At 60.3% G+C, this 20169-nt stretch carries 16 protein-coding genes and 1 tRNA gene; 10 read left to right on the top strand and 7 right to left on the bottom strand.

Annotation, left to right across the window (positions count from 1 at the left end; all coding sequences use genetic code 11):
* The 5 genes from K0H48_RS15860 (at position 1) to K0H48_RS15840 (ending at position 6986) form a co-directional block, all read left to right on the top strand.
* Positions 1–735 carry an energy transducer TonB gene (locus K0H48_RS15860; RefSeq protein WP_069788770.1) on the top strand — a complete coding sequence of 245 codons (735 nt, stop codon included), beginning with the start codon at positions 1–3 and terminating at the stop codon, positions 733–735.
* Positions 736–758: 23 nt separating this feature from the next.
* Positions 759–3044, top strand: a complete 2286-nt coding sequence (locus K0H48_RS15855; RefSeq protein ID WP_219268179.1) for a TonB-dependent receptor — start codon at positions 759–761, stop codon at positions 3042–3044.
* Positions 3045–3069: 25 nt separating this feature from the next.
* On the top strand, positions 3070–3717 hold the full coding sequence (locus K0H48_RS15850) for a MotA/TolQ/ExbB proton channel family protein (RefSeq protein ID WP_219268178.1): 648 nt from the start codon (positions 3070–3072) through the stop codon (positions 3715–3717).
* A gap of 55 nt (positions 3718–3772) precedes the next feature.
* Positions 3773–4990 carry a phospholipase D-like domain-containing protein gene (locus tag K0H48_RS15845; protein ID WP_219268177.1) on the top strand — a complete coding sequence of 406 codons (1218 nt, stop codon included), beginning with the start codon at positions 3773–3775 and terminating at the stop codon, positions 4988–4990.
* Positions 4991–5246: 256 nt separating this feature from the next.
* A complete protein-coding gene (locus K0H48_RS15840; RefSeq protein WP_219268176.1) occupies positions 5247–6986 on the top strand; it encodes a dipeptidase in 1740 nt (579 codons plus the stop codon).
* Between the two features lie 72 nt (positions 6987–7058).
* On the opposite strand, the gene K0H48_RS15835 is transcribed toward K0H48_RS15840, so the two are convergent.
* The 3 genes from K0H48_RS15835 to K0H48_RS15825 form a co-directional block, all read right to left on the bottom strand.
* Positions 7059–7607, bottom strand: coding sequence for a hypothetical protein (locus K0H48_RS15835; RefSeq protein WP_219268175.1), 549 nt, complete (start codon positions 7605–7607; stop codon positions 7059–7061).
* A gap of 20 nt (positions 7608–7627) precedes the next feature.
* On the bottom strand, positions 7628–7882 hold the full coding sequence (locus tag K0H48_RS15830; protein WP_017136409.1) for a hypothetical protein: 255 nt from the start codon (positions 7880–7882) through the stop codon (positions 7628–7630).
* Positions 7883–8008: 126 nt separating this feature from the next.
* Positions 8009–9670, bottom strand: coding sequence for an NAD(P)H dependent flavin oxidoreductase family protein (locus K0H48_RS15825; RefSeq protein ID WP_219268174.1), 1662 nt, complete (start codon positions 9668–9670; stop codon positions 8009–8011).
* Between the two features lie 78 nt (positions 9671–9748).
* Here K0H48_RS15825 and K0H48_RS15820 point away from each other — a divergent pair, with 78 nt between their 5' ends.
* Complete coding sequence (locus K0H48_RS15820; RefSeq protein WP_219268173.1) at positions 9749–11230, top strand: PLP-dependent aminotransferase family protein; 1482 nt, start codon at positions 9749–9751, stop codon at positions 11228–11230.
* 156 nt (positions 11231–11386) lie between these two features.
* On the opposite strand, the gene K0H48_RS15815 is transcribed toward K0H48_RS15820, so the two are convergent.
* On the bottom strand, positions 11387–11638 hold the full coding sequence (locus tag K0H48_RS15815) for a hypothetical protein (protein ID WP_219268172.1): 252 nt from the start codon (positions 11636–11638) through the stop codon (positions 11387–11389).
* A gap of 55 nt (positions 11639–11693) precedes the next feature.
* Positions 11694–12797, bottom strand: coding sequence for a polyamine ABC transporter substrate-binding protein (locus K0H48_RS15810; protein WP_219268171.1), 1104 nt, complete (start codon positions 12795–12797; stop codon positions 11694–11696).
* A 138-nt stretch (positions 12798–12935) separates the two neighbouring features.
* Between K0H48_RS15810 and K0H48_RS15805 the strand changes: the two genes are divergently transcribed.
* Both K0H48_RS15805 and K0H48_RS15800 read left to right on the top strand, forming a co-directional pair.
* Positions 12936–13727, top strand: a complete 792-nt coding sequence (locus K0H48_RS15805) for a response regulator transcription factor (protein ID WP_219268170.1) — start codon at positions 12936–12938, stop codon at positions 13725–13727.
* 116 nt (positions 13728–13843) lie between these two features.
* Positions 13844–16063 carry a hypothetical protein gene (locus K0H48_RS15800; RefSeq protein WP_219268169.1) on the top strand — a complete coding sequence of 740 codons (2220 nt, stop codon included), beginning with the start codon at positions 13844–13846 and terminating at the stop codon, positions 16061–16063.
* Here the strand turns inward: K0H48_RS15800 and gltS are convergent.
* Positions 16020–17231, bottom strand: coding sequence for a sodium/glutamate symporter (gene gltS / locus K0H48_RS15795; protein WP_219268168.1), 1212 nt, complete (start codon positions 17229–17231; stop codon positions 16020–16022). The two genes, K0H48_RS15800 and gltS, sit on opposite strands and share 44 nt — an antisense overlap.
* Before the next feature lie 259 nt (positions 17232–17490).
* On the opposite strand from gltS, the gene K0H48_RS15790 reads away from it, so the two are divergent.
* Together K0H48_RS15790 and K0H48_RS15785 are read left to right on the top strand one after the other, a co-directional pair.
* The gene (locus tag K0H48_RS15790) at positions 17491–18834 is read left to right on the top strand and encodes an MFS transporter (RefSeq protein WP_219268167.1); all 1344 of its coding nucleotides are present in this window, start codon (positions 17491–17493) and stop codon (positions 18832–18834) included.
* 36 nt (positions 18835–18870) lie between these two features.
* Positions 18871–20070, top strand: a complete 1200-nt coding sequence (locus tag K0H48_RS15785) for an MFS transporter (RefSeq protein ID WP_368862149.1) — start codon at positions 18871–18873, stop codon at positions 20068–20070.
* 19 nt (positions 20071–20089) lie between these two features.
* Here K0H48_RS15785 and K0H48_RS15780 read toward each other — a convergent pair.
* Positions 20090–20165 (bottom strand) — tRNA-Gly (locus tag K0H48_RS15780).
* Between the last annotated feature and the right edge of the window lie 4 nt (positions 20166–20169).

Below are 20169 nucleotides of genomic sequence, written 5' to 3'. Positions count from 1 at the left end.
ATGTATGTACTGTTTCGTGCGCGTCAGCTGCTGGGCAGTGTCCCGGCCCTGATCGCCCTGGTGCTGATTGCACTGGGTATCCAGTCCCAACCGTTGAAAATCCAGCCGCAGTACGACGAGTCGGCGGTCGAGCTGGCCCTGGTCGAGCCCGAACCCGAAGTGGTTCCCGAGCCGGTGGTCGAGCAAGAGCCGCCTCCGCCGGTGATCGAGGACGAAGAGGCCGAACCGGCCCCGCCGCCGCCACCGCCCAAGCCCTTGCCAAAACCTGAACCCAAGCCCAAGCCGGTGCCTAAACCCAAGCCCGTGGTAGCGGCCAAACCGACGCCCACGCCAGCGCCAGTCGCACCGGTCGCGGCCAAGCCGGTGCAGGCCGCTGTCGCGCCGACACCTGCGCCGCCCGCGCCACCGGCACCGCCCAAAGTGGATGGCCAGGCCCTGGAAGGCGGTTACCTCAAAGGTCTGCGCAACGAGCTGGACACGTACAAGCAATACCCCACCGGGCGCCAGGCGTCCCTCGAACGCCCCAGTGGCGAGGTGGTGGTCTGGTTGATGGTGGATCGACAAGGCCGCGTGCTTGATGCCGGGATCCAGACCCCGGCGCCGAGCATGCTGCTCAATCGGGCCGCTACCAATAGCCTGCGCCGCATCAAGCAGGTCAAGCCGTTCCCCGAACAAGCCTTCGGTGGACGTAACGAACAACGCTTCACCGCCACCTTCAACTACAGCGTGCAATAAGCACCGACACCAGGACGACAGTGATGAGGTTCACACGTATTCATCTGGCACTCGTTGCCGCGACGAGCATGACCCACGGAGTGGGCATGGCAGCTACCAGCGACAGTGACGTCGGCACGATCGGAGTTCAGGGAGGCAAGGCGACCGCGGGGGGCGGTTACATGGTCCAGGAAGAGAGCGCCAAGGGCCGCTCGACCATCACCAAGGAAGCGCTGGACAAGCAAACCGCCACCGGCAACGCCATCGACAAGCTCAAGTACACGCCGGGCCTGAACATCTCGAGTGAGGACAACACAGGCCTGTCGGGCTTTCGCTTCACCATGCGCGGCATGAACTCAGACCAGGTCGGTATGTCGGTGGATGGCATGCCGATCAATGACTCCGGCAACTACGCGCTGTATTCCAACTTGTTGGGCGATCCGGAAAACATCGACCAGATTTTCGTTACTCAGGGCTCGTCGGAAGCCGACGGCCCGCATATCGGTTCCAGTGGCGGCAACATCGGTATCGTGACGATTCGCCCGACCAAGGAAACCGGTGCGTTCGTCAAACAAGTGGTGGGCAGCAACGCCACCCGCAAGACCTTCGCGCGCCTCAATACCGGTGAAGTCAACGGCCTGAGCAACTGGCTGTCGGCTTCCCACACCGAAGGCCAGATGTGGCGCGGCTCGGGTGCGGTGCGTGCGGACAAGGTGGAGTGGAACAGCTTCTTCGACGCCGGCAACGGCAACACCGCCAACCTGATCCTCAAGTATCACGAGCAGGACAACAACAGTTACAGCCAACTGACCAAGGCGCAGTTCCAGCAGTTCGGCCGCAAGTATGACCCCTACCCGGCCAAGCCGGCGCTGGGTTCCAACGGCAAGGTCAGCAGCTATTACGACCTGGCACAGAACCCGTTCCAGACCTTCACCGCCGTGCTCAACACCCAGTACAAGCTGAGCGATAACCTGTCGCTCTCGGTGATCCCGTATTACTACTACGGCAACGGCAGCGGCGTGGGCTCCTCCGCCTATGCGCTCAACAGCGGCTCCAACAAAGGCGGCGTGTTCGACCTCGGCAACCTGCCGACGCAGGCCCAATACAACGCCGACGGCTCCGCGACGACGGGCGTCTACTACCGCCCTTCGCGCACCCAGACCTGGCGGCCGGGCATTACCACCAAACTGAACTGGGACCTGGGCGACCACAGCCTGCAATTCGGCTACTGGTACGAGCGCGCCCGCCAAAGCCAGACCCAACCGTTCATTGCCCTCAAGAACAGCGGCAAGCCCAGCGACACCTGGCCGGACGCCAGCTCCGTGGTCGACGCCAACGGCAACACCGTACAAGGTCGCGACCGCTACACCGTGACCCCGGCGCAAAAAGTCTGGGCCCAGGACACTTGGTACATCAACTCGGACTGGACCCTGATCGCGGGCCTTGCCTACATGAATGTCGAGCGTGAGGGCACCAACCACGGCAGCCTCACCGAACAACCGGGCAAGGCCAACCAGACCTACAACAAACTGCTGCCCAACGCCGGTCTGAAATACCAGCTCGACGAGCGTGACCAGTTGTTCTACAGCCTCTCGCGCAACATGCGTATCCCGCAGAACTACGTGCTGTACGACAAAGGCGTGGGCTCCCTGGACTCCAAGCCGGAACTGAGCTGGAACCAGGAACTGGGCTGGCGCTACACCGGCGAAGACATGACCCTGGCCGCCACCTTGTTCTACATGCAGTTCAAGAACCGCCAGCTCACGTCCCTGGACAGCAACGGTGATTCGGCCGACATCAACGCCGGCACCGTGATCAACAAAGGCCTGGAACTGGAGTGGAGCGGCAAGTTGCCACACAACTTCAACTACTACACCTCCTACACCTACACCAGCTCCAAGCAACAGGATGACCTGACCGTCTTCAGCGCCGGCAAACCGATCGTATTGCCCACCAGCGGCAAGCAGTTCGCCAACGTGCCGGCCAACATGCTGGCAGCCAACATCGGCTACGACGACGGGCGCTTCTACGGCACCTTCGGCGGCAAGTTCACCAGCAAACTCTACGGTGACCTGACCAACGACGAAGCCATCTCTGCGCGCACCGTTTTCAACCTCGGCGCCGGTATCTACCTGCCCGTGGACAAGAAAGTGGTCAAGGACGCCACCCTGCGCCTGAACGTCGACAACCTGTTTGACAAGAAGTACCTGGACGGCGTGTACACCACCAAGACCAACGCGGCGAGCTACAGCGGTTTCCGCGATGGCGACCCGGCTTACATCGTCGGCCTGGACCGTACCGTCACGGTTTCCCTGGAAGCGAATTTCTGATTAATCACCTGAGAGGAACACACTCATGGACATGGACCTGCTGCACCAAATCACCTTCTATGTGATGTACGCCGCGATGGCGATCGCGATCTTCATCACCATCGAACGGGGCATCTACTTCGCCTACGTGCGCCGCCAGGCCCGCGCCTTGACCGACGTGCTGGGCGCCAACGTACACAGCGAGCGCGACCTGCCGCAAAGCCTCACCCGCCGCGACAGTCTGCCCCTGAACATGGTGCTGCCGATCCTCGCGCAAAAGGCCTCCAACGGCTCGCGCAAGGACCTGGACGACGAAATCGAAACCCAGTACCTCAAGACCCGCGCGCCACTGTCACGCAGCCTGTGGATCATTGAGACCATCACCACCGCCGCGCCATTGCTGGGCCTGCTGGGCACCATCCTCGGCATCATCGACACCTTCAAGGCGTTGGCCAGTGCCGGCGTGTCCGACCCAGGCCAGATTTCCGGTGGTATCGGGACGGCCTTGTTCGCCACCGGCCTGGGTATCGCCATTGCGCTGTTCTGCGTGGTGTTCCACAACTTCTTCCAGGACAGCCTGGAGCGCATCAACGACCAGCTGAAAATCCTGCTGATCCGCGCGGCCAGCGGTGCCCGTGTTCAGGGTGAAGTGCCACACCTGGTGCCGACGCCGTTGCACACCCGCACGGCATGACCTTCAGGGCGGGCGCGTGATGCGCCCGCCGTTCTTTTTGCCCGATGAGACGCCTATGTCCCTCTCGATGAAGTTGCGTATCGCCGGCCTGACCGGCCTTCTGTTGAGTCCGCTTGCCCAGGCGGACTTTTCAATTCCAGGGTTTGAACTGGTACACACCGTGCCAGTGGACACCGCGCTGGGCACTGCCGACTTGCGCCAGCCAGGGCCGGTGTGGATCGAGTTGTTTGACGGTGCCCAAAGCAGCATCGACATCGGCCAGTTCTACGCCGCCGACCATCCCGGTTCAGTGATGGACAAGGTGATTGAGCACCTGGAAGCCGCCGGCAAACGGGGTGTGAAAATTCGCTTTCTGCTCGAGGAAAAAGGCATTCGGCTGTCGGAGGGGTCTACCCTGGTACGCTTGCGGGCGATTCCCAACCTGACCTTTCGCGTACTGGCCTATGGGCAGTTGAGCGGTGGGATCATCCACGCCAAGTACATGGTGGTGGACGGCAAGCAGGCGTTTGTCGGCAGCCAGAATTTCGATTGGCGCTCGCTGGAGCATATCCACGAGACCGGCTTGCGCATCAGCGATGCCACGGTAGTCAGCCAGGTGCAGGCGATCTTCAACCAGGACTGGCAGGCCCAGGCCGCACTCGCGGATAAACAACCTGTGCCGCTGCCTGCCGCAAGCCCCGAGCCTGCGCGCACCGGCAACTACTTGGTGGCCAGCCCGCAACGCTACAACCCGCCCGGCGTGGGCGACTCACAACTGGAACTGCCGCGCCTGCTGAGCGAAGCCCAGAAAGAAGTTCGCGTGCAATTGCTCGACTACGCGCCACTGTCTTACGGGCCGGACCGAACCCGCCCCTACTACGCAGTGATCGACAACGCCGTGCGCGCCGCGGCTGCGCGTGGGGTATCGGTCAAGCTGATGGTGTCCAACTGGAACACCGACAAGCTGGAACTGCCCTACCTCAAAAGCCTGGCCGTGCTACCCAACGTCGAGATCAAGATCGTCACCCTGCCCGAAGCCAAACAAGGGTTTATTCCGTATGCGCGGGTGATCCACAGCAAGACCCTGGAGATCGACGGGCAAGTGGCCTGGGTAGGCACCAGCAATTGGCTAGGCGGGTATCTGGATAACTCGCGCAACCTCGAGGTGGTGATGCACGACGCGGCGATGGCCAAGCGCATCGGGCAGTTGCACGAGCAGTTGTGGAATGGGCCGTATGCCAAGGCTGTGGACGTGATGGCGCAGTATCCGGAGCCGCATCCGGGCAAGCCTTGAGCACCCATTTCAAACATGTGGGAGCTGGCTTGCCTGCGATGGCTGACTGTCAGTCGACAACTTCATGGCTGATCCACCGCTATCGCAGGCAAGCCCGCTCCCACATTTGGTTACTGGGCAACTCTGTTACTTGAGTAGGACATTTCCCAGGCCGAGGCTCCCTACCCCGGCCTTGGTGATGGTAGTGTGTGGAAATGTTTCTGACAGATCGATCAGAAACCTCTTACTCACTGCCTGCAAAGGAATGCCTCTGACCATGCACTTTCCACTCAAGAAACTGGTGGCTGCCACCCTGTTCGCCGCCAGCTTCGCGGCCGTCGCCACGCCTGCGTCCGCCACTATCAGCGTCGAACAAAGCACAGCCATCATCAAGCACTTTGGCGAAACCCCGGCCACCGATTTCCGTGGTTTCCTCGGCACCCTGGCCAAGGGCGACCTGGCAAAAACCGACGACGTCGGCCCGGCCATCGAAGCCTTCCTCGCCAACAAAACCCTGAGCGCCGACCAGCAGAACGAGATCAATCGCTTGCTGGGGATTTACACCCGCGTGAAGTACGGCAAAGCCGCGCTGGAAACCCTGCGCGAGCTGGTAGCGATCCCGACCTTCAACGTCGACGGCCTGCCACAGTACAAGAACCCGCAATTCCTCAAGATCGCCGACAAGATCCAGGGCCTGGCCAAAGCCTTCAACCTGAACTTCCGTAATGTCGACAACCGCGTCTACGAAATCACTCTGGAAGGCAGCGGCGATGAAGTGGTCGGTATTCACGCCCACGCCGACGTGGTGCCGGTGACGCCGGAAAACTGGGTGCTCAAGGACGGCACCAAACTTAACCCCTTCAAGGTCACACTGATCGGCGACCGCATGTACGGCCGTGGCACCGAAGATGACAAGAACGGCATCGTCGTGGCGATGTACGCGATGAAGGTCATCAAGGAAGAAAAACTGCCACTGGCGCGCAACTTCAAGCTGCTGGTGGACACCACTGAAGAAACCTCGGGCGACGCCATTCCTTACTACTTCGCGCACAACCCAACGCCGCAATACAACCTGGCGCTTGATGGCGGCTACCCGGTGGTGATTGCCGAAAAAGGCCACGGCGCCATCATGGCCACCTTCCCGGTGCGCAAAGGTGACGGCAAAGGCGCAGAAATCATCACGATGACCGGCGGCGCGGCCACCAACCAGATTCCTTCGGTGTCGGTGGCTACGTTACTCAGCGACACACCCGCCGAGTTGGCAGCCAGCCTGCAAAAAGCCGGCAATGAATACGCCAACAGTCACGGCGGCGACTTCACGGTAGCGGCCAAGGTGGTGGGCAAAGAGGTCAAGCTGACGGTCACCGGTGTGTCCGCGCACTCGTCCGAGCCGGAAACCGGCGTCAACCCGGTCGCACGCATGCTGGAGCTGATCCACAGCGTCGACGGCAAGATTGCCCTCAAGCACAACCACATCACCGACGCTGCGCAGTACGCCGCCGACAACTGGGGCCTGGATTACCTGGGCGGCAAGCTCGGCGTGGGATTCTCCGATGCGTTCATGGGCCCGCTGACCACTTCGCTGACCTTTGTCGGCCAAGACGCCAACACCTTCAAGCTGGCGGTGGACCTGCGCATTCCCAAGGGCAAGTCGCCGGAAACGCTCAAGGCCGAGATCGAGCAGAAAATCAACGCTTGGGACAAGCGCACCAAGGTGACCATGAACTTCACTTACTCGGCAGCCGAGCCGATGTACCGCAACCCGGAGGGCGAGTGGGTCAAAGCCCTGTTGGCTGTGGCCAGCGAAAACCTCGGCATGGAGCATAAGTTCGGCACCTCAGCCGGCGCGACCTCCGTGCATAAGCTGCCCAATGGCGTGCAATTCGGCTTGGCGAAGCCGGACGTGAAGTACACCGGGCACACCGACGGTGAATTCAAGACCGTCGAACAGTTCCTGCTGGACCTGCAGATCGTCACGGAAATGATCGGCCGCGTTGGGCAACTGCCGAAGCTCTGACCGGCGAAGGTAAAAACCACAACGCCGATCAATCGTGATCGGCGTTGTGGTTAACCAGGTTTGGCTGGCGGCCTAAAACATATCCATCGCATTGCACAGCTTGGCCTTCTCCACCGCCACGTTCTCCGGTTTCCCCGTCGGGTTCAGGCGCTGCAATGCAATCAGGCACTGGCCACCGTCGAGCAGGATCAGTTCGTAATCTTGCCCGGCCTTGGGGGTGAAGTGAAAGCTTTGCCTGCAGCTATAGGAATTGCCGCCAGAAACATAGCCCTCACTCTGGAAGTTCATGGCAAAAGGCTTGTTCGCCGGCACCTTCAGTTCACTACGCGCCGAGCCTTGCGCCTCCACCCGGCGGTTACTCTCGGGCATGCCCAGGCTGCGGCCATTATTCTGCCCCGCAAAGCCGGATTCGGACACGGCCATCACACCGGCGCCAGGCACACGCCAGTCGATGCAGTCACGGCCCGGCACGCCGCGCGCCATGCCATTGGTGATCACGCGCAAGCGTGCGGTATCCCCTGATGTGGGTTCAACATAGGCCGTGTTGTAAGCACGGATATTGGAAATGTTGCCGCAGCCACTCACGGCCACGGCCAGGCCTGCTATCAGAAACGCTCTCATGGAAATCCTTTTTTTGAGGCTTAACGGCAGTGATAAGGGCTTTCGCTGCGCAGTTCCTCGCCGGTGCGGGCATCGCGAATGATGACCGTCGCCCCCGGCGCATTCAGGCAGAACGCATTGCGTATGGGGTAAATGTTATGGCCCTCGGCGGTGAAGGTGCCGAGCCTGGTTAACGGGGCGCCGGAGGCGTCCTGAGCCGTCACGGTGTATTCACCCGACATGGTCAGGCAGCCGCTCAGTGACAGCAGCAAGGTGGCGCAAATTGCATATTTCACCGGAGATGTCCCTATCGCATAGAAATAATTGCCTTGATTGGCAATGGCTGTATGAGCCGACTGCGCCCATATAGTTCAGGGAAACTCGGCAAACCTCCTGCATAACACCTGGAGTGCCTCAGCCCTTCAAGCCTCCAGCATCAGGATATCTTCAAAGAACCCGCCAACCGGCTCGGTGGGGTGGCAGAGCTGGATCTCCAGCACCCACACCATTTCACTTGGCGTGATCTCAAGCGCGGCCAATTCCGTGTTGCCGAACAGTGCGTGGGGGAAATCCGCAATACGGTGGCCTGCCAGGTTACGGGACAGACGCCAGCCCTTGGAAACGGCGCACGCCTCGGCAAAGTCATAGAGTTCACAGCCGGTCATACCACCCTTCCACGCCTCGCGGGTTTCATCAAAGACTTCATGCACGGCCTTGAAGCAATCGCGGTGCAGCGCTGACTCGCCAAAGACGAAGGTGTCGCCATAGTCGCCCTCGTAGCCGTCCCACACCGGGCCGAGGTCGACCACCACGATATCGGTGGCGCGCAGCGTACGCAGTGGGTCAATGCCCTCTCTCGGTGGGCGAACCGTGTCGTCGCCAAACCGGATGTACGTCGGGTGCCAGGTGTGGGAGGCGCCCATGGTCTGCAATTGCTCGGCGGCCATGTCGAGGGCTGCCCCGGTGGTCATGCCGACTTTAAGGTGGCTGGCAATCGCCGCCAGGGCGCGGATGGTTTTTTCACGGGCGGCGAGCATGCCATCCAGCGAATACCTCGGGCCGACCTTTTCCCAGGTGTCATCCAGGGTCTTGAGCAGCGTGTCGGCGCTCGACTGGCCGCTGGGTACAAAGGCTTCGGCGATAAATCGATGGCTGGGTAAACCCGCTTCCAGGCACTCGGCACGCGTCTGGCTGATCATGCCGCCGTTACCGCAGGCATACACCTGCGCCGCTTCCCAGCGGTGCCCGTGGCTTAGCGCGACTTCCTGCACCTTGCCCTGGGAGGCCAATACCGGGTGCCAGTGAAAACGCGGGTGCTCGATGACGGCCTGGTCGAGGAATGCGCGGTCGTAAAAATCGGTGGCCTGCGCGCCGCCCCAGTAAAACGTCACCTCCAGATCGCGCTTCAAGGCGGTCAGCAGGATCGGCTTGATACCCGCGTAGCCGGTGCCGGTGGCGAACAGCACGACCGGCGCCGCATCATCGTCCTGCCAGGTGCAGGCACCAAAAGGCCCTTCCAGTTGCAACAGATCGCCGGCCTCCAGGCTGCCCAGCAGGGTTTCGGAAAAAAGCCCGCCGCTCACCCGGCGGATCTGAAACATCAGGCGCCCATCGCCATCGGCCGGCAGGTTGGCGATCGAGAAACAGCGCGAATCGCCATCGACCAGGCGGACCTTGAGGTACTGGCCCGCCCGTACGGCCAACGGCATATCCGGCATCACCACCAACTCGACGATGTCAGGGCTCAGTGCGCGCTTGCTCAGCACCGTCGACTCGACGACCAGTGCGGGCGTGTCCAGCGACCAGCCAGGAATTTCCAGGCGCATGTCGGCGCAGGCGTGGCTTTGGCACAGCAGCATCTCATTGGCGGCCAACGGATAGCTGGGCGCAGGTGCGCCTGGAGCCAGTTGCTTGGCGCGGTATTCGCCTTGGGTGACCACCACCTTGCACGAGCCACAGGCACCGCGTCGGCACGAAAACGGCACCGACAAGCCACTGGCGAGCATGGCGTCCAGCAACAGCTCGTCACCGGCTTCAAAGGTTTTCCCCGAGGGAGAGAGTTCGATTACATGGCGCGCGTTCATAAAGACCTCGGAGTGAGTGAGGCCCTGATTGTTGCGCTAGACTAGGCCCATTAAAACCTCCAGTTTTGGATACTTCAGATGGTCCAGATGCGTAAATGGCGTCCTTTGCTCAAGCTTGACGAGGGTTCCAGCCAAGCGTCCTATCGCAAGATTGCCGAAGGCCTCGTCGCGGCTATCCTCGAAGGGCGGTTGCCGCCCGGCGCGCTGCTGCCGGGCACACGGGAGATGGCGCAGCTGCTCGACGTCAACCGCAAGACCGTGATCCTGGCCTACGAGGAGGCCATGACCAAAGGCTGGCTGATCAGCGAGCCGCGCCGTGGCACCTTCGTCAATGCGCAACTGACGCCCAAGCCCGCGCCCACTCGCTCGCAGGCGTCTTTCGCCCCCGCGCTGATGCCGCAGGCGATCGTGCCCTACTTCACCCAGAACGCCCAGGCGATTGCCCTGGAGCATCGGCATGACGCGCTGTTTTTCGATAACGGCGCCTGCGATCACCGCTTGCTGCCGCAAGCCGTACTGCATCGCTACTACCGCAACGCCCTGCGCAGCAGCTTTACCACCAATACGGTGCGCTACGGCAGCGAAGGCACCGGCTATTACCTGCGCTGCGCGCTGGCCGATATGCTGCGCAACAATCGCGGGCTGATGATCAGCGCCGAGAATATCTGCCTCACGCCAGGCACCCAGGTGTCGCTGTACCTCACCGCCAGCTTGCTGATCCAACCGGGTGACGTGGTGTTGGTGGAGCGCCTGAGTTACCCACCGGCGTGGGAGATTTTCCGCAAGCTCGGCGCGCGCTTGATCACCGTCGACATGGACGATGAAGGCTGCCGCACCGACCATATCGAGCAGCTCTGCCAAGCGCATAAGGTGCGCCTGATCTATCTCACCCCGCACCATCAATTTCCCACCACCGTGAGCCTGCACGCGGCACGTCGGCAACAGCTGCTGGCCTTGGCGGCGCTGCATGATTTTTGCGTGATCGAAGAAGACTACGACCACGAGTATCACTTCAACGGGCGGCCCTACCTGCCACTGGCCAGTGATACGACGCAACGCCATGTGATCTATATCGGCTCGCTCTCCAAGGCATTGGGATCGACGTTTCGCTGCAGCTATGTGGTGGCACCTGCCCATGTGATTGAAGTGCTGCAAAAAAGCGCCGCACTGGTAGTGGGCGACACCGATGCCGTCGCGCAGAAAATGTTGGCGGACCTGATCAATGAGGGTGAATTGAAGAAGCACTTGCGCCGTGTTTCGAAAGAATACGCCGCACGCCGGGAAGTGTTGCAGAGCTGCCTGCACGAGGCGTTCGGCGAGCGTATCCAGGTGCGCACGCCCGAGGGCGGGCTGGCGCTCTGGGTGCGTTTCCAGGATGAGACCGATGTTGACCGGTTAGTGGAGAATGCCCTGGGCCAGGGGGTTGTGGTGCGCAGTGCGCGTCAGTTTTCGCCCGAGGGCTTGGCGGAGAATGCGTTGCGCCTGGGGTTTGCCTCGCTCAATCGGGATGAGATTCACCAAGGTACGCTGCGCTTGGCGCGGGCCATGAAGAGCGGTTGAAAGCCGACCTGATCACTGAAACCACCCGTGGTCAAATGTGGGAGCTGGCTTGCCTGCGATGCGAACACCTCGGTTTATCAGTGGCATCCGGTTGAGGCTATCGCAGGCAAGCCAGCTCCCACAGAAAAGCAGGTGCTGATCCAAACGCAGTGTTACTCAAAGAGGCAGCATCAAACGAGACCGCTCTTGCACCCGCGCCAACTCGGGAAACTCCATCAGCAGCGCCCGGTTGCCCCTGCCGATATGCTCCATGACCGCCCGCGTAACGTGTTCACGCACCATCCCGGTCGAGACGTAATACATGGCCCAGGCTTGCTCCGGCGTACAGTGACCGATCTGTTCCTCAATCTCCTTGTACGCCTGGTAGTCGTCCGATTTCACATCGCACGGGTCATCACGTCGGGCCATGATTTATCTCCCTCTCTGGGATCTCTGCGAAAGCTCCAGGGCCTTGCTCAGGCCGTCACGTACCGCTCTTGACCTTGGTCCACACCCGCGTGCGGATACGCTCGAGTTTCAACGGCAACGGCTCAAGCGGCACCAGCGTGGCGATGGTTTCTTTGGACGGGTAAATCCACGGGTTATCACGCAACGTCTGCTCAACCAGCGCGGTGGCGTCCTTGTTGGCATTCGGGTACAGCGTGTGGTTGGAGCTCTTGGCAATCACCTTGGGCTCAAGCATGTAATTGATAAACGCCAAGCCGGCCTTGGCGTTGGGTGCATCCTTGAGCAACACAAAGTTTTCCGACCACACCAGCCCGCCCTCGCGCGGCAAGCTGTAGGCAATCTTGCGGCCAGTGCGGTTTTTCTCATTGATGGCCTGGGCCGTCAGTGCCCCGCTCGCCCAGCCCACGACCACACAGATATTGCCATCGGCAAAGTCGGCGTCGGTTCGGGAGGAGTCGAAGTAGAGCACGTAAGGGCGGATTTTAAGCAGCAGCGCCTGGGCCTTCTGGTAGTCCTCAGGGTTCTGGCTGTTGCTCGGCAGGCCGAGGTAATGCAAGGCGATGGAGATGATTTCGCTCGGCGAGTCGAGCATCGCCACACCGCAGGACTTGAGCTTGCTGATGTTCTCTTCTTTGAAGATCAAGTCCCAGCTGTCCACCGGGGCGTTATCACCCAGTGCGGCCTTGACCTTATCCACGTCGTAGCCGATGCCGGTAGTGCCCCACAGGTAAGGAATGGCGTATTTGTTACCCGGGTCATTGGTGGCGAGCAAGGCCAGCATTTCCGGGTCGATATGCGCATAGTTGCTCAGTTGGCTGCGATCGAGCGGGGCCAGCACACCCGCCTGGATCAGGCTTGGCAACACGTTGGAGGTGGCGACAACGACGTCATACCCGGTGCGCCCGGCCATGGCCTTGCTTTGCATGACCTCGGCACTGTCGAAGGTATCGATGTGCATCTTGGTGCCGGTTTTTTGCTCGAATTCCTTTGGCGTTTCTGGCGCGATCAACCCGAACCAGTTGTACAGGTTAACTCGGGGTTCTGCCGCCGCTGCGGGCGTGCTGGCCCCCGCACAGACAAGCGAGGCTAAAAAAAGGGCTCGCAAATGTGATTTATTCATATAACTATCCTTGTCAAAAACGACAGGCCCTCATGGCCATCAACGCTGGTGGGTGAATATACCCGGCGTCGTCGAATAGTAAATACCTACAAATACTTAGCTCAGCCCCCTGAATCCCTAACCCTAAAGGGGTAGTCCATGTCACTCGACCTTCACAACCTCGCCTGGCACCGGTCGGCCGGCAAGCTGATCATGGAGCTGAACCGCCCAGCCTTCTGGAGCTCGCTGGTTCGCGTGTTGAATGAGTATGTGCAGATCGACAATTGGGTGGTCCTGGTGTTCAGCAACCAGCAAGTCAATGTCGTCAGCGTGACCGAGGTAGCGGATGCCGACGAAGTGGATGCCCTGACGCAACTGTATGTAAAAGGCCTTTATCTGCTGGACCCGTTTTACATTGCCAACCGTGAAAACCCGCAGAGCGGTTTTTTCCATCTGTCAGACATTGCTCCCGAGCACTTCCTGACCACCGAGTATTACCATCAGTATTTCGCCCGGTACGTGTCCGTCGATGAGGTGCAATACAACGTCCAGCTCGATGCGGATCGAACCCTGTGTATTTCATTTGGCAGTAATACGCGCTACACCCCGGAGCAGATCACCACGCTGGATATCATCAAGCCGTGGGTCATGGCATTGATGCATCAACGCATGTGCTTTGAAGTGGATGAAGAAAAACACCTCAGTGAGCCGCCGCCCTGGTCTGAAGCGATTGTTCAGCTGGGCACGCAGATCACCACGCGCGAGAAGGACGTGCTCAAGTTGTTGCTCAGTGGTTTCTCCAATAAAGAGATCGCCGGCAAACTGGCGCTGTCGACCGAAACCATCAAGGTGCACCGGCGCAACATTTACAACAAGCTCAACATCAAGTCGCAGTCCGAACTGTTTTCGCGTTTTTTCATGCCCAAACAGGACGTTTACACCCTCAATTAGACGAACGACCACCCACCCTGCCTGGAAGCCCTCAACGGCAGCCTAGCCGTTCGGTCAGTTACCGCGTTTTACACCTTTACGTACTCTTTCCCTTGATTTCTATCGGAGGAGTCGTGATGCCCTTGATCAGCGATGTCGAACACGCTTGCACACGTCTGGCCCCGGCAGGATGGCGTGACCTGCTGATGCATCACGGCCTGGACATCACCTCCACAAGCCTGCGTGAAGAACTCGCCAGGCCTCTGCAGATTGATCGCACCCAGGCAGGCTTTGAGGATTTTTCCGCCGATGCCACACGCGGCATAGAGCCTGGGCGCCCGGCCGACAGCCTGCTGTTTCATGCATTCGCCTCGCCCAATGTGGTCACCGGGGTCAACGGTGAAACGCTCACGGCCTTCCCCACAGCCGCTGAAATCGAGCACATCCTCAATTATGTCTACGGCGCCACTCCCCCGACCCTGGCGGCTTTGCAGCAACGGGCCGGTGAGGCGCCACTGGCGATTGCAGTGTTTGCCTATGAATACCGGCCCTACGCCGAAACCGTGCACAGCCGCCAGGCAGACCTGTGTTTCTCACGCACCGGGGTGGCCCGGGTCGGCACAGCGAATGCGTTGTATAACCCGCAGCAACGAGGCTTTTTGCCCTTTGTCGAAGGCCAGCCGAATCAGATGCGGGTTATACCGGCGCGCTACGGCGCGTTCATCGCTGCCCGGCACACCGGCCAACCGACGCGGTTTGGCCCAATGGATGCTCAACCTATCGATGTGGATCTGGAGTTCTGGGTGCCCCTGCACAAAGTGTTCGATGGCAACGAGTGCCTGGCCGGGATGGACCTGACCGTGCAGCTGAAAAACCATCAGATCAATGAAAAAATCGCACAGATCCATCGGCGCTTTCCTGAAACCGGCTGGCAAGAGCCTGACATTCTCAACGCGCCTTTCGTCATCACCGAGGGCTTGTGCCATTGGGCGAATACCGATGAGTTCGCGCCGGGGCTGTTGATGCCCGACGCCAAAAAAGCGCTGGTGGAACTGGCCTATTACCAAGACCGTCCGCTGTCGTTCATGATGCCGCCAAATACCGGCGGGTTGGTGCATGGGCGCCATCATTTGCGCGACGACGGTTCGATCGAAGACCTCAACCAGCGTGAGGATGTCGACGCCATCGTCAAGGCGGGCGGCTACCGAGCCCTGCATTATCAGGATGCCATGGCCGATGGCTGGGTACGTGCCCACTGCCCTGCCCTGGAACTGGCGAGCATCGCCGCCTACTCCATCATCGGTGCGCCGGATTTTTTTCCGTTATGCGGGCAGCGGGAACTCAAGCGATGGTCCAGTAACCCAGGCGTTTTCCCTTGCCCTGCGCCGCCCTGTCCAGAGGTTTGGCATACGCGGGTGAACCCACTGTCCGACGTGCGTTTTTATATCAATCAAGCCCTGGCCGGTGGGTTCTTCGCCCCTGAAGACCGAGGCGTCACTGCCATCGTCTCCCACCCACAGTTTTCCACAACCCCCGGCTTGGCCCTGCCTGTGCAGCGTGCTCAACGGCAATCCTGGTTGCCGGATTTCGCCAGCGGGGTCTTTGGCCCGGGCTGGGAAGTGGGCCGGGGCCTGGTAGACGCTCCGTTTACGAACATGCTGTGCGGTTATCAGTTAGCCAGCCCGTTTACTGAGGATGCACGCATCTGTGCGGCACTCGGCTCGTACTGGCCGGGGGTGGCGCCGGACTCCACCCGCAGCTTTGAACCGCGCAATGTTTCCGCCACGGTCATTCCGCTGACAGACAGCGAAATCGGCCTGGGCGACAGCCCCGCCTGGGATGGTCGCGCCGGTCCCACTTTGATTGAATCCCAGGGGCGCACAGTGGTGCAGTACCGTGCTTATGAATACAGCGACTACACCCAGGCCGCATTGGAGGGTCAACTGTCGCTGGCCATCACCGGGCAGACCAGTACCGCGCAGTACCACCAGAGAGTGCTGGGGATGCGTCACGCTTATGAGGCCGTAGGTGCCGGGTCAGACAAAGAACAGAGAAAACGCTGGCCTCTGCTGTCGTTTTTTCAGGTGCAATTACCGAATGAAGCTTTCGAAGTTGCGCAGCAAGAGGCCGGATTGCGACTCTCGGGTGAGGTGCATTTTTACACGCTGTACAAACATGGCGCGATAATCACCCCCACGCATAACTTCAAGCTTCGCCACGTGCAAATAGAGCAGGTAATCGACCTTTACATGAGCCACGACGCTGTACTGATCCGTCAGGACGGAGCAGCTTGGCGACCATTCGAAGGTACCCTCAACCCGCCGCCCCCAGAAACGGCAGCGCCAGGTACAGCTTGATCACCACCGCATTGGTAATGTCGATAAAAAACGCCCCCACCATCGGCACCACCAGGAACGCAATCGGCGATGGCCCGAAGCGCTGCGTGACCGCCTGCATATTGGCAATGGCGGTCGGCGTGGCACCCAAGCCAAAACCGCAATGCCCCGCCGCCAGCACGGCCGCGTCGTAGTTGCGGCCCATGACCCGGAACGTCACGAAGATCGCGAACAGGGCCATCAGCAATGCCTGGGCCGCCAACAGGATCACGATCGGTAAAGCCAGCGCCGCCAGATCCCAAAGCTTGAGCGACATCAGCGCAATCGCCAGGAACAACGACAAGCTGACATTGCCCAGCAGCGACACTTCACGCTCAAACACTTGATGCCAGCCCAGCGCCGACAAGCCGTTGCGCAACACCACGCCCACAAACAGCACGCATACAAATGTCGGTAATTCGAACGCCGTACCTTTAATAAAGCCATACAGGAAGGTGCCGACCTGCAAACTGACCGCCAACAATGCCAGCGTCTCGATAAATGAAAACGAGGTGATCACGCGTTCCTGGTTGGGCTGCTCAAAACCTTTGGGCTGGGGCGGCTGCGCCAGCTCGACGCCGGGCACCTGCACACGCTTGATCAGCAAGCGGGCAACCGGGCCACCTATCAGCCCACCCAGCACCAAGCCGAAGGTCGCCGAGGCAATCGCCAGTTCGGACGCCGACGCCACACCATATTTTTCACTGAACACCGCGCCCCAGGCAGCGCCGGTGCCGTGCCCGCCGGACAAGGTGACGGAACCTGCCAGCAGTCCCATCAACGGGTCGAGCCCCAGCGCCTTGGCCAAGGCAATGCCCATGGCGTTTTGCACCACCAGCAGGGCCGTCACGACCAGCAGGAAGATGCCGAGGATGCGCCCGCCTTTCTTCAGGCTGGCAAAATCCGCATTCAGGCCGATGGTGGCAAAGAACGCCAGCATCAAGGGCGCTTGCAATGAGGCGTCGAATCGAACTTCGATGTCCGTCAATACGCGCAGCGATAGCAGCAGTGCCGCCACCAACAAGCCGCCGACCACTGGTTCCGGAATGCTGTAGGTGCGTAAAAAACCGATGCGGGCGACCAGCCAGCGCCCCAACAGCAGCACCAGAGAGGCGGCGACCAGGGTTGAATAAAAATCGAGTTGGAACATCTGGGCAGTTCTCTGAAGTGAACAGGCACACGGGGCTGGCCAGAGTAAAGACAGCAGGACATGTACACACCCACCCACCATTAACTACAGACTATTCCTACTCACTTAACAACAAGACCTACAAGTTTGAGATTTTCACTGGTTGAAATACCTTTAAAACCACTAAAAGCGATGGAACCGGGTGAGTTTTTGTCGCTTTTTTTTGACTGTGTGCCCGCTCTAAATTAAGCCCGAATACCAACAACAATAAGGTCGCACCATGGCTAATTCAGAGTCTGCGCAGCCAGTCGCACGCAGCCGCTATCGCTGGGCGGTCGCCGGTTTGATTTTCGTCATCTACACCATTGCGGCGGCCGACCGCGCCAACCTTGGTGTGGCGATGCCGTTCATTCGCCAAGAGTTCGACATGAGCAACGCGGAGGCAGGCGGCCTGATGAGCCTGTTCCTGCTCGCTTATGCCTTGGCGCAAATTCCTGCAGGTTTTGCCTTTGCCCGCATCGGCGTGAGCAAAATCCTGCCGTCGGCCATGATCCTGACCTCGGTGCTGACCGGGCTGGTCGGCACCGCAGGCTCACTGCTGATGCTGAAAATCTATCGTTTTGGCCTGGGGCTGGCAGAAGGCCCATTGCCGATCAGCATGACGGCCACCATCAACAACTGGTTCCCTGCCAAAGAGAAAGGCATTGCCTCGGGCATCTTCTTGTCGGCGGTGAAGTTTGGCCCGGTCATCGTCCCGCCCCTGTGCGCAATCATCATTTCGATCTGGGGCTGGCGCGAGATTTTCATCTTCTTCGCCATTCCCGGCATCCTGCTGTCGATCGCCTGGTACTTGCTGGTCGCCGATCACCCCTCGAAGAGTCGCTTCGTCAATAAGGCCGAGCTTGATTACATTCTTGATCAGCCCGACCCGGCGCAAGCCACTGCATCCGTGGCCGCCCAACCTGTGGCGGGCTGGCTGAACCGGCTCGATGTGCTGATCAAACGCCGTGCTGAACCTGCGCTCACCTCGAGCCGCCAGGTGTTCAAATCGTGGAATATCTGGGGCTGTGCGACCAGTTACTGCTTCCAGTTGGGCGTGTCCAGCGTGCTGCTGACGTGGATCCCCACTTACCTGATCACGGTCAAACACTTCTCGATCATGAACATGGGCCTGGTTTCTGCGGCGCCCTGGGTCGGCGCGGTGCTGGGCAACCTGCTGGGCGGCTACTGTTCAGACCGTTTCCTGGGTGGGCGGCGCAAACCCGGCATGCTGCTGTCAGCCCTGGGCACTTCGCTGATGATGTACCTGCTGATCAACTCACCGGCAGAGCCAATCGCCTATGGGCTGCTGCTGATGTTGACCGGCGTGGTGCTGAGCCTGGGCTTTTCATCTTATATGTCCTACCCGATGGGGCTGGCGTCCAAGGCCAGCTTCCCTATCGCCAATGCCATCGTGAACATGGTCGGGCAACTGGGCGCGGCTGCCACGCCGTTCTTGACCGGCCTGCTGCTCGACAGCCTGGGTTGGAACTATGTGTTCATTTTCCTCGCCGTTGGCTCCTTCACCAGCTTCGTGCTGTTGCTGACCATCGCCGAGCCCATTCCCCATAAAGCACACGCCTAGCCACTGCCCCCTGGCGCCCCACGCAAAGGAATCACTGTGAGCAGCACTCTCGACGCAGAGCGGTTATCGATCGGCAAAACGGTGTGGCTGGGCCTGTTGCAGATTGTGTCCTGGGGCGGCTCATTTTACCTGCTGGCCGTACTCGCCGCCCCGATTGCAGAAGAAACCGGCTGGTCGCGGGAATGGGTGCTGGGCGCGGCGTCCATTGGTTTGCTTGCGGCGGGCATCGCCTCGCCATTGTGCGGGCGCTTGATCAGCCGCTACGGCGGCCGGCCGGTGTTGGCCAGCAGCGGCGCGCTGATGGCGGCAGGGCTTTGGATGATGGCCAGTGCGCAATCACTGCCGATATTCTTGTGTGCCTGGGTGTTGACTGGCGTAGGGATGGCGGCGGGCCTGTACGACGCGCTCTTTGCGACGCTGGGGGCGATTTATGGCATGAAGGCCCGCCCGATGATTACCGGTGTGACGCTGATTTCCGGCTTTTGCACCACGCTGATCTGGCCACTGCTGGCGATTGCCGTGCACACCCTGGGCTGGCGGGGCACGTGTTGGCTCTATGGCGTGGTGTTGCTGCTCGGGGTTTTCCCGATCTATCGGCTGTGCCTGCCAAAGCAGCCAGCGCTGGCGCGCCCCGCCAACACGCACACTGCGGGCACGGTATCCATCGCGCCGAAAATCTATTGGATGATGACAACCTTGTTTTCACTGTCTGCGATGCTGATGACAGCGATTTCGGTGATCGTCATTGTGCTGCTCCAGGCGCGGGGCCATTCCCTGGCGGCTGCCATCGCACTCAGTGCAATCATCGGCCCGGCATCGGTGGCGTGCCGGCTGATCGACCTGCTGACTCGGGACAAACACCCGGTCTGGACCATGCTGATCAGCGTCGCCACGACGGCTGCCGGTATCCTGATCCTGGCTTTCGTGCCCAGCCTCACGGCATTTGGCCTGGTGCTATACGGCGCCGGCAATGGCCTTCGCGCCATCGTGCGAAGCACCCTGCCCCTGGCGATCGTGCCGGTAAAAGACTATGCGGTGATTTCCAGCAAGATGGCGGCGCCGGTGTTTTACTGCCAGGCCATCACACCGCTGGTCTGCGGCTATCTCCTGACGTTGGTCGGCGCCCAAACAACGGTCACACTGCTGGCTGTCATGTCGGCGGTCACGGTGGGCCTGGGTGTGTTCCTGACCCGGCTGATTAAAATCAGCGCAAACAAAAACGCCGATCATTGCTGATCGGCGTTTTTGTTGAATATGGAGCGGGAAACGAGACTCGAACTCGCGACCCCGACCTTGGCAAGGTCGTGCTCTACCAACTGAGCTATTCCCGCAAAA

Origin of the sequence: Pseudomonas sp. Xaverov 259 (assembly GCF_019352915.1) — a bacterium.
Lineage (GTDB): Bacteria > Pseudomonadota > Gammaproteobacteria > Pseudomonadales > Pseudomonadaceae > Aquipseudomonas.
This window is presented reverse-complemented; position numbering and strand designations above follow the sequence as displayed.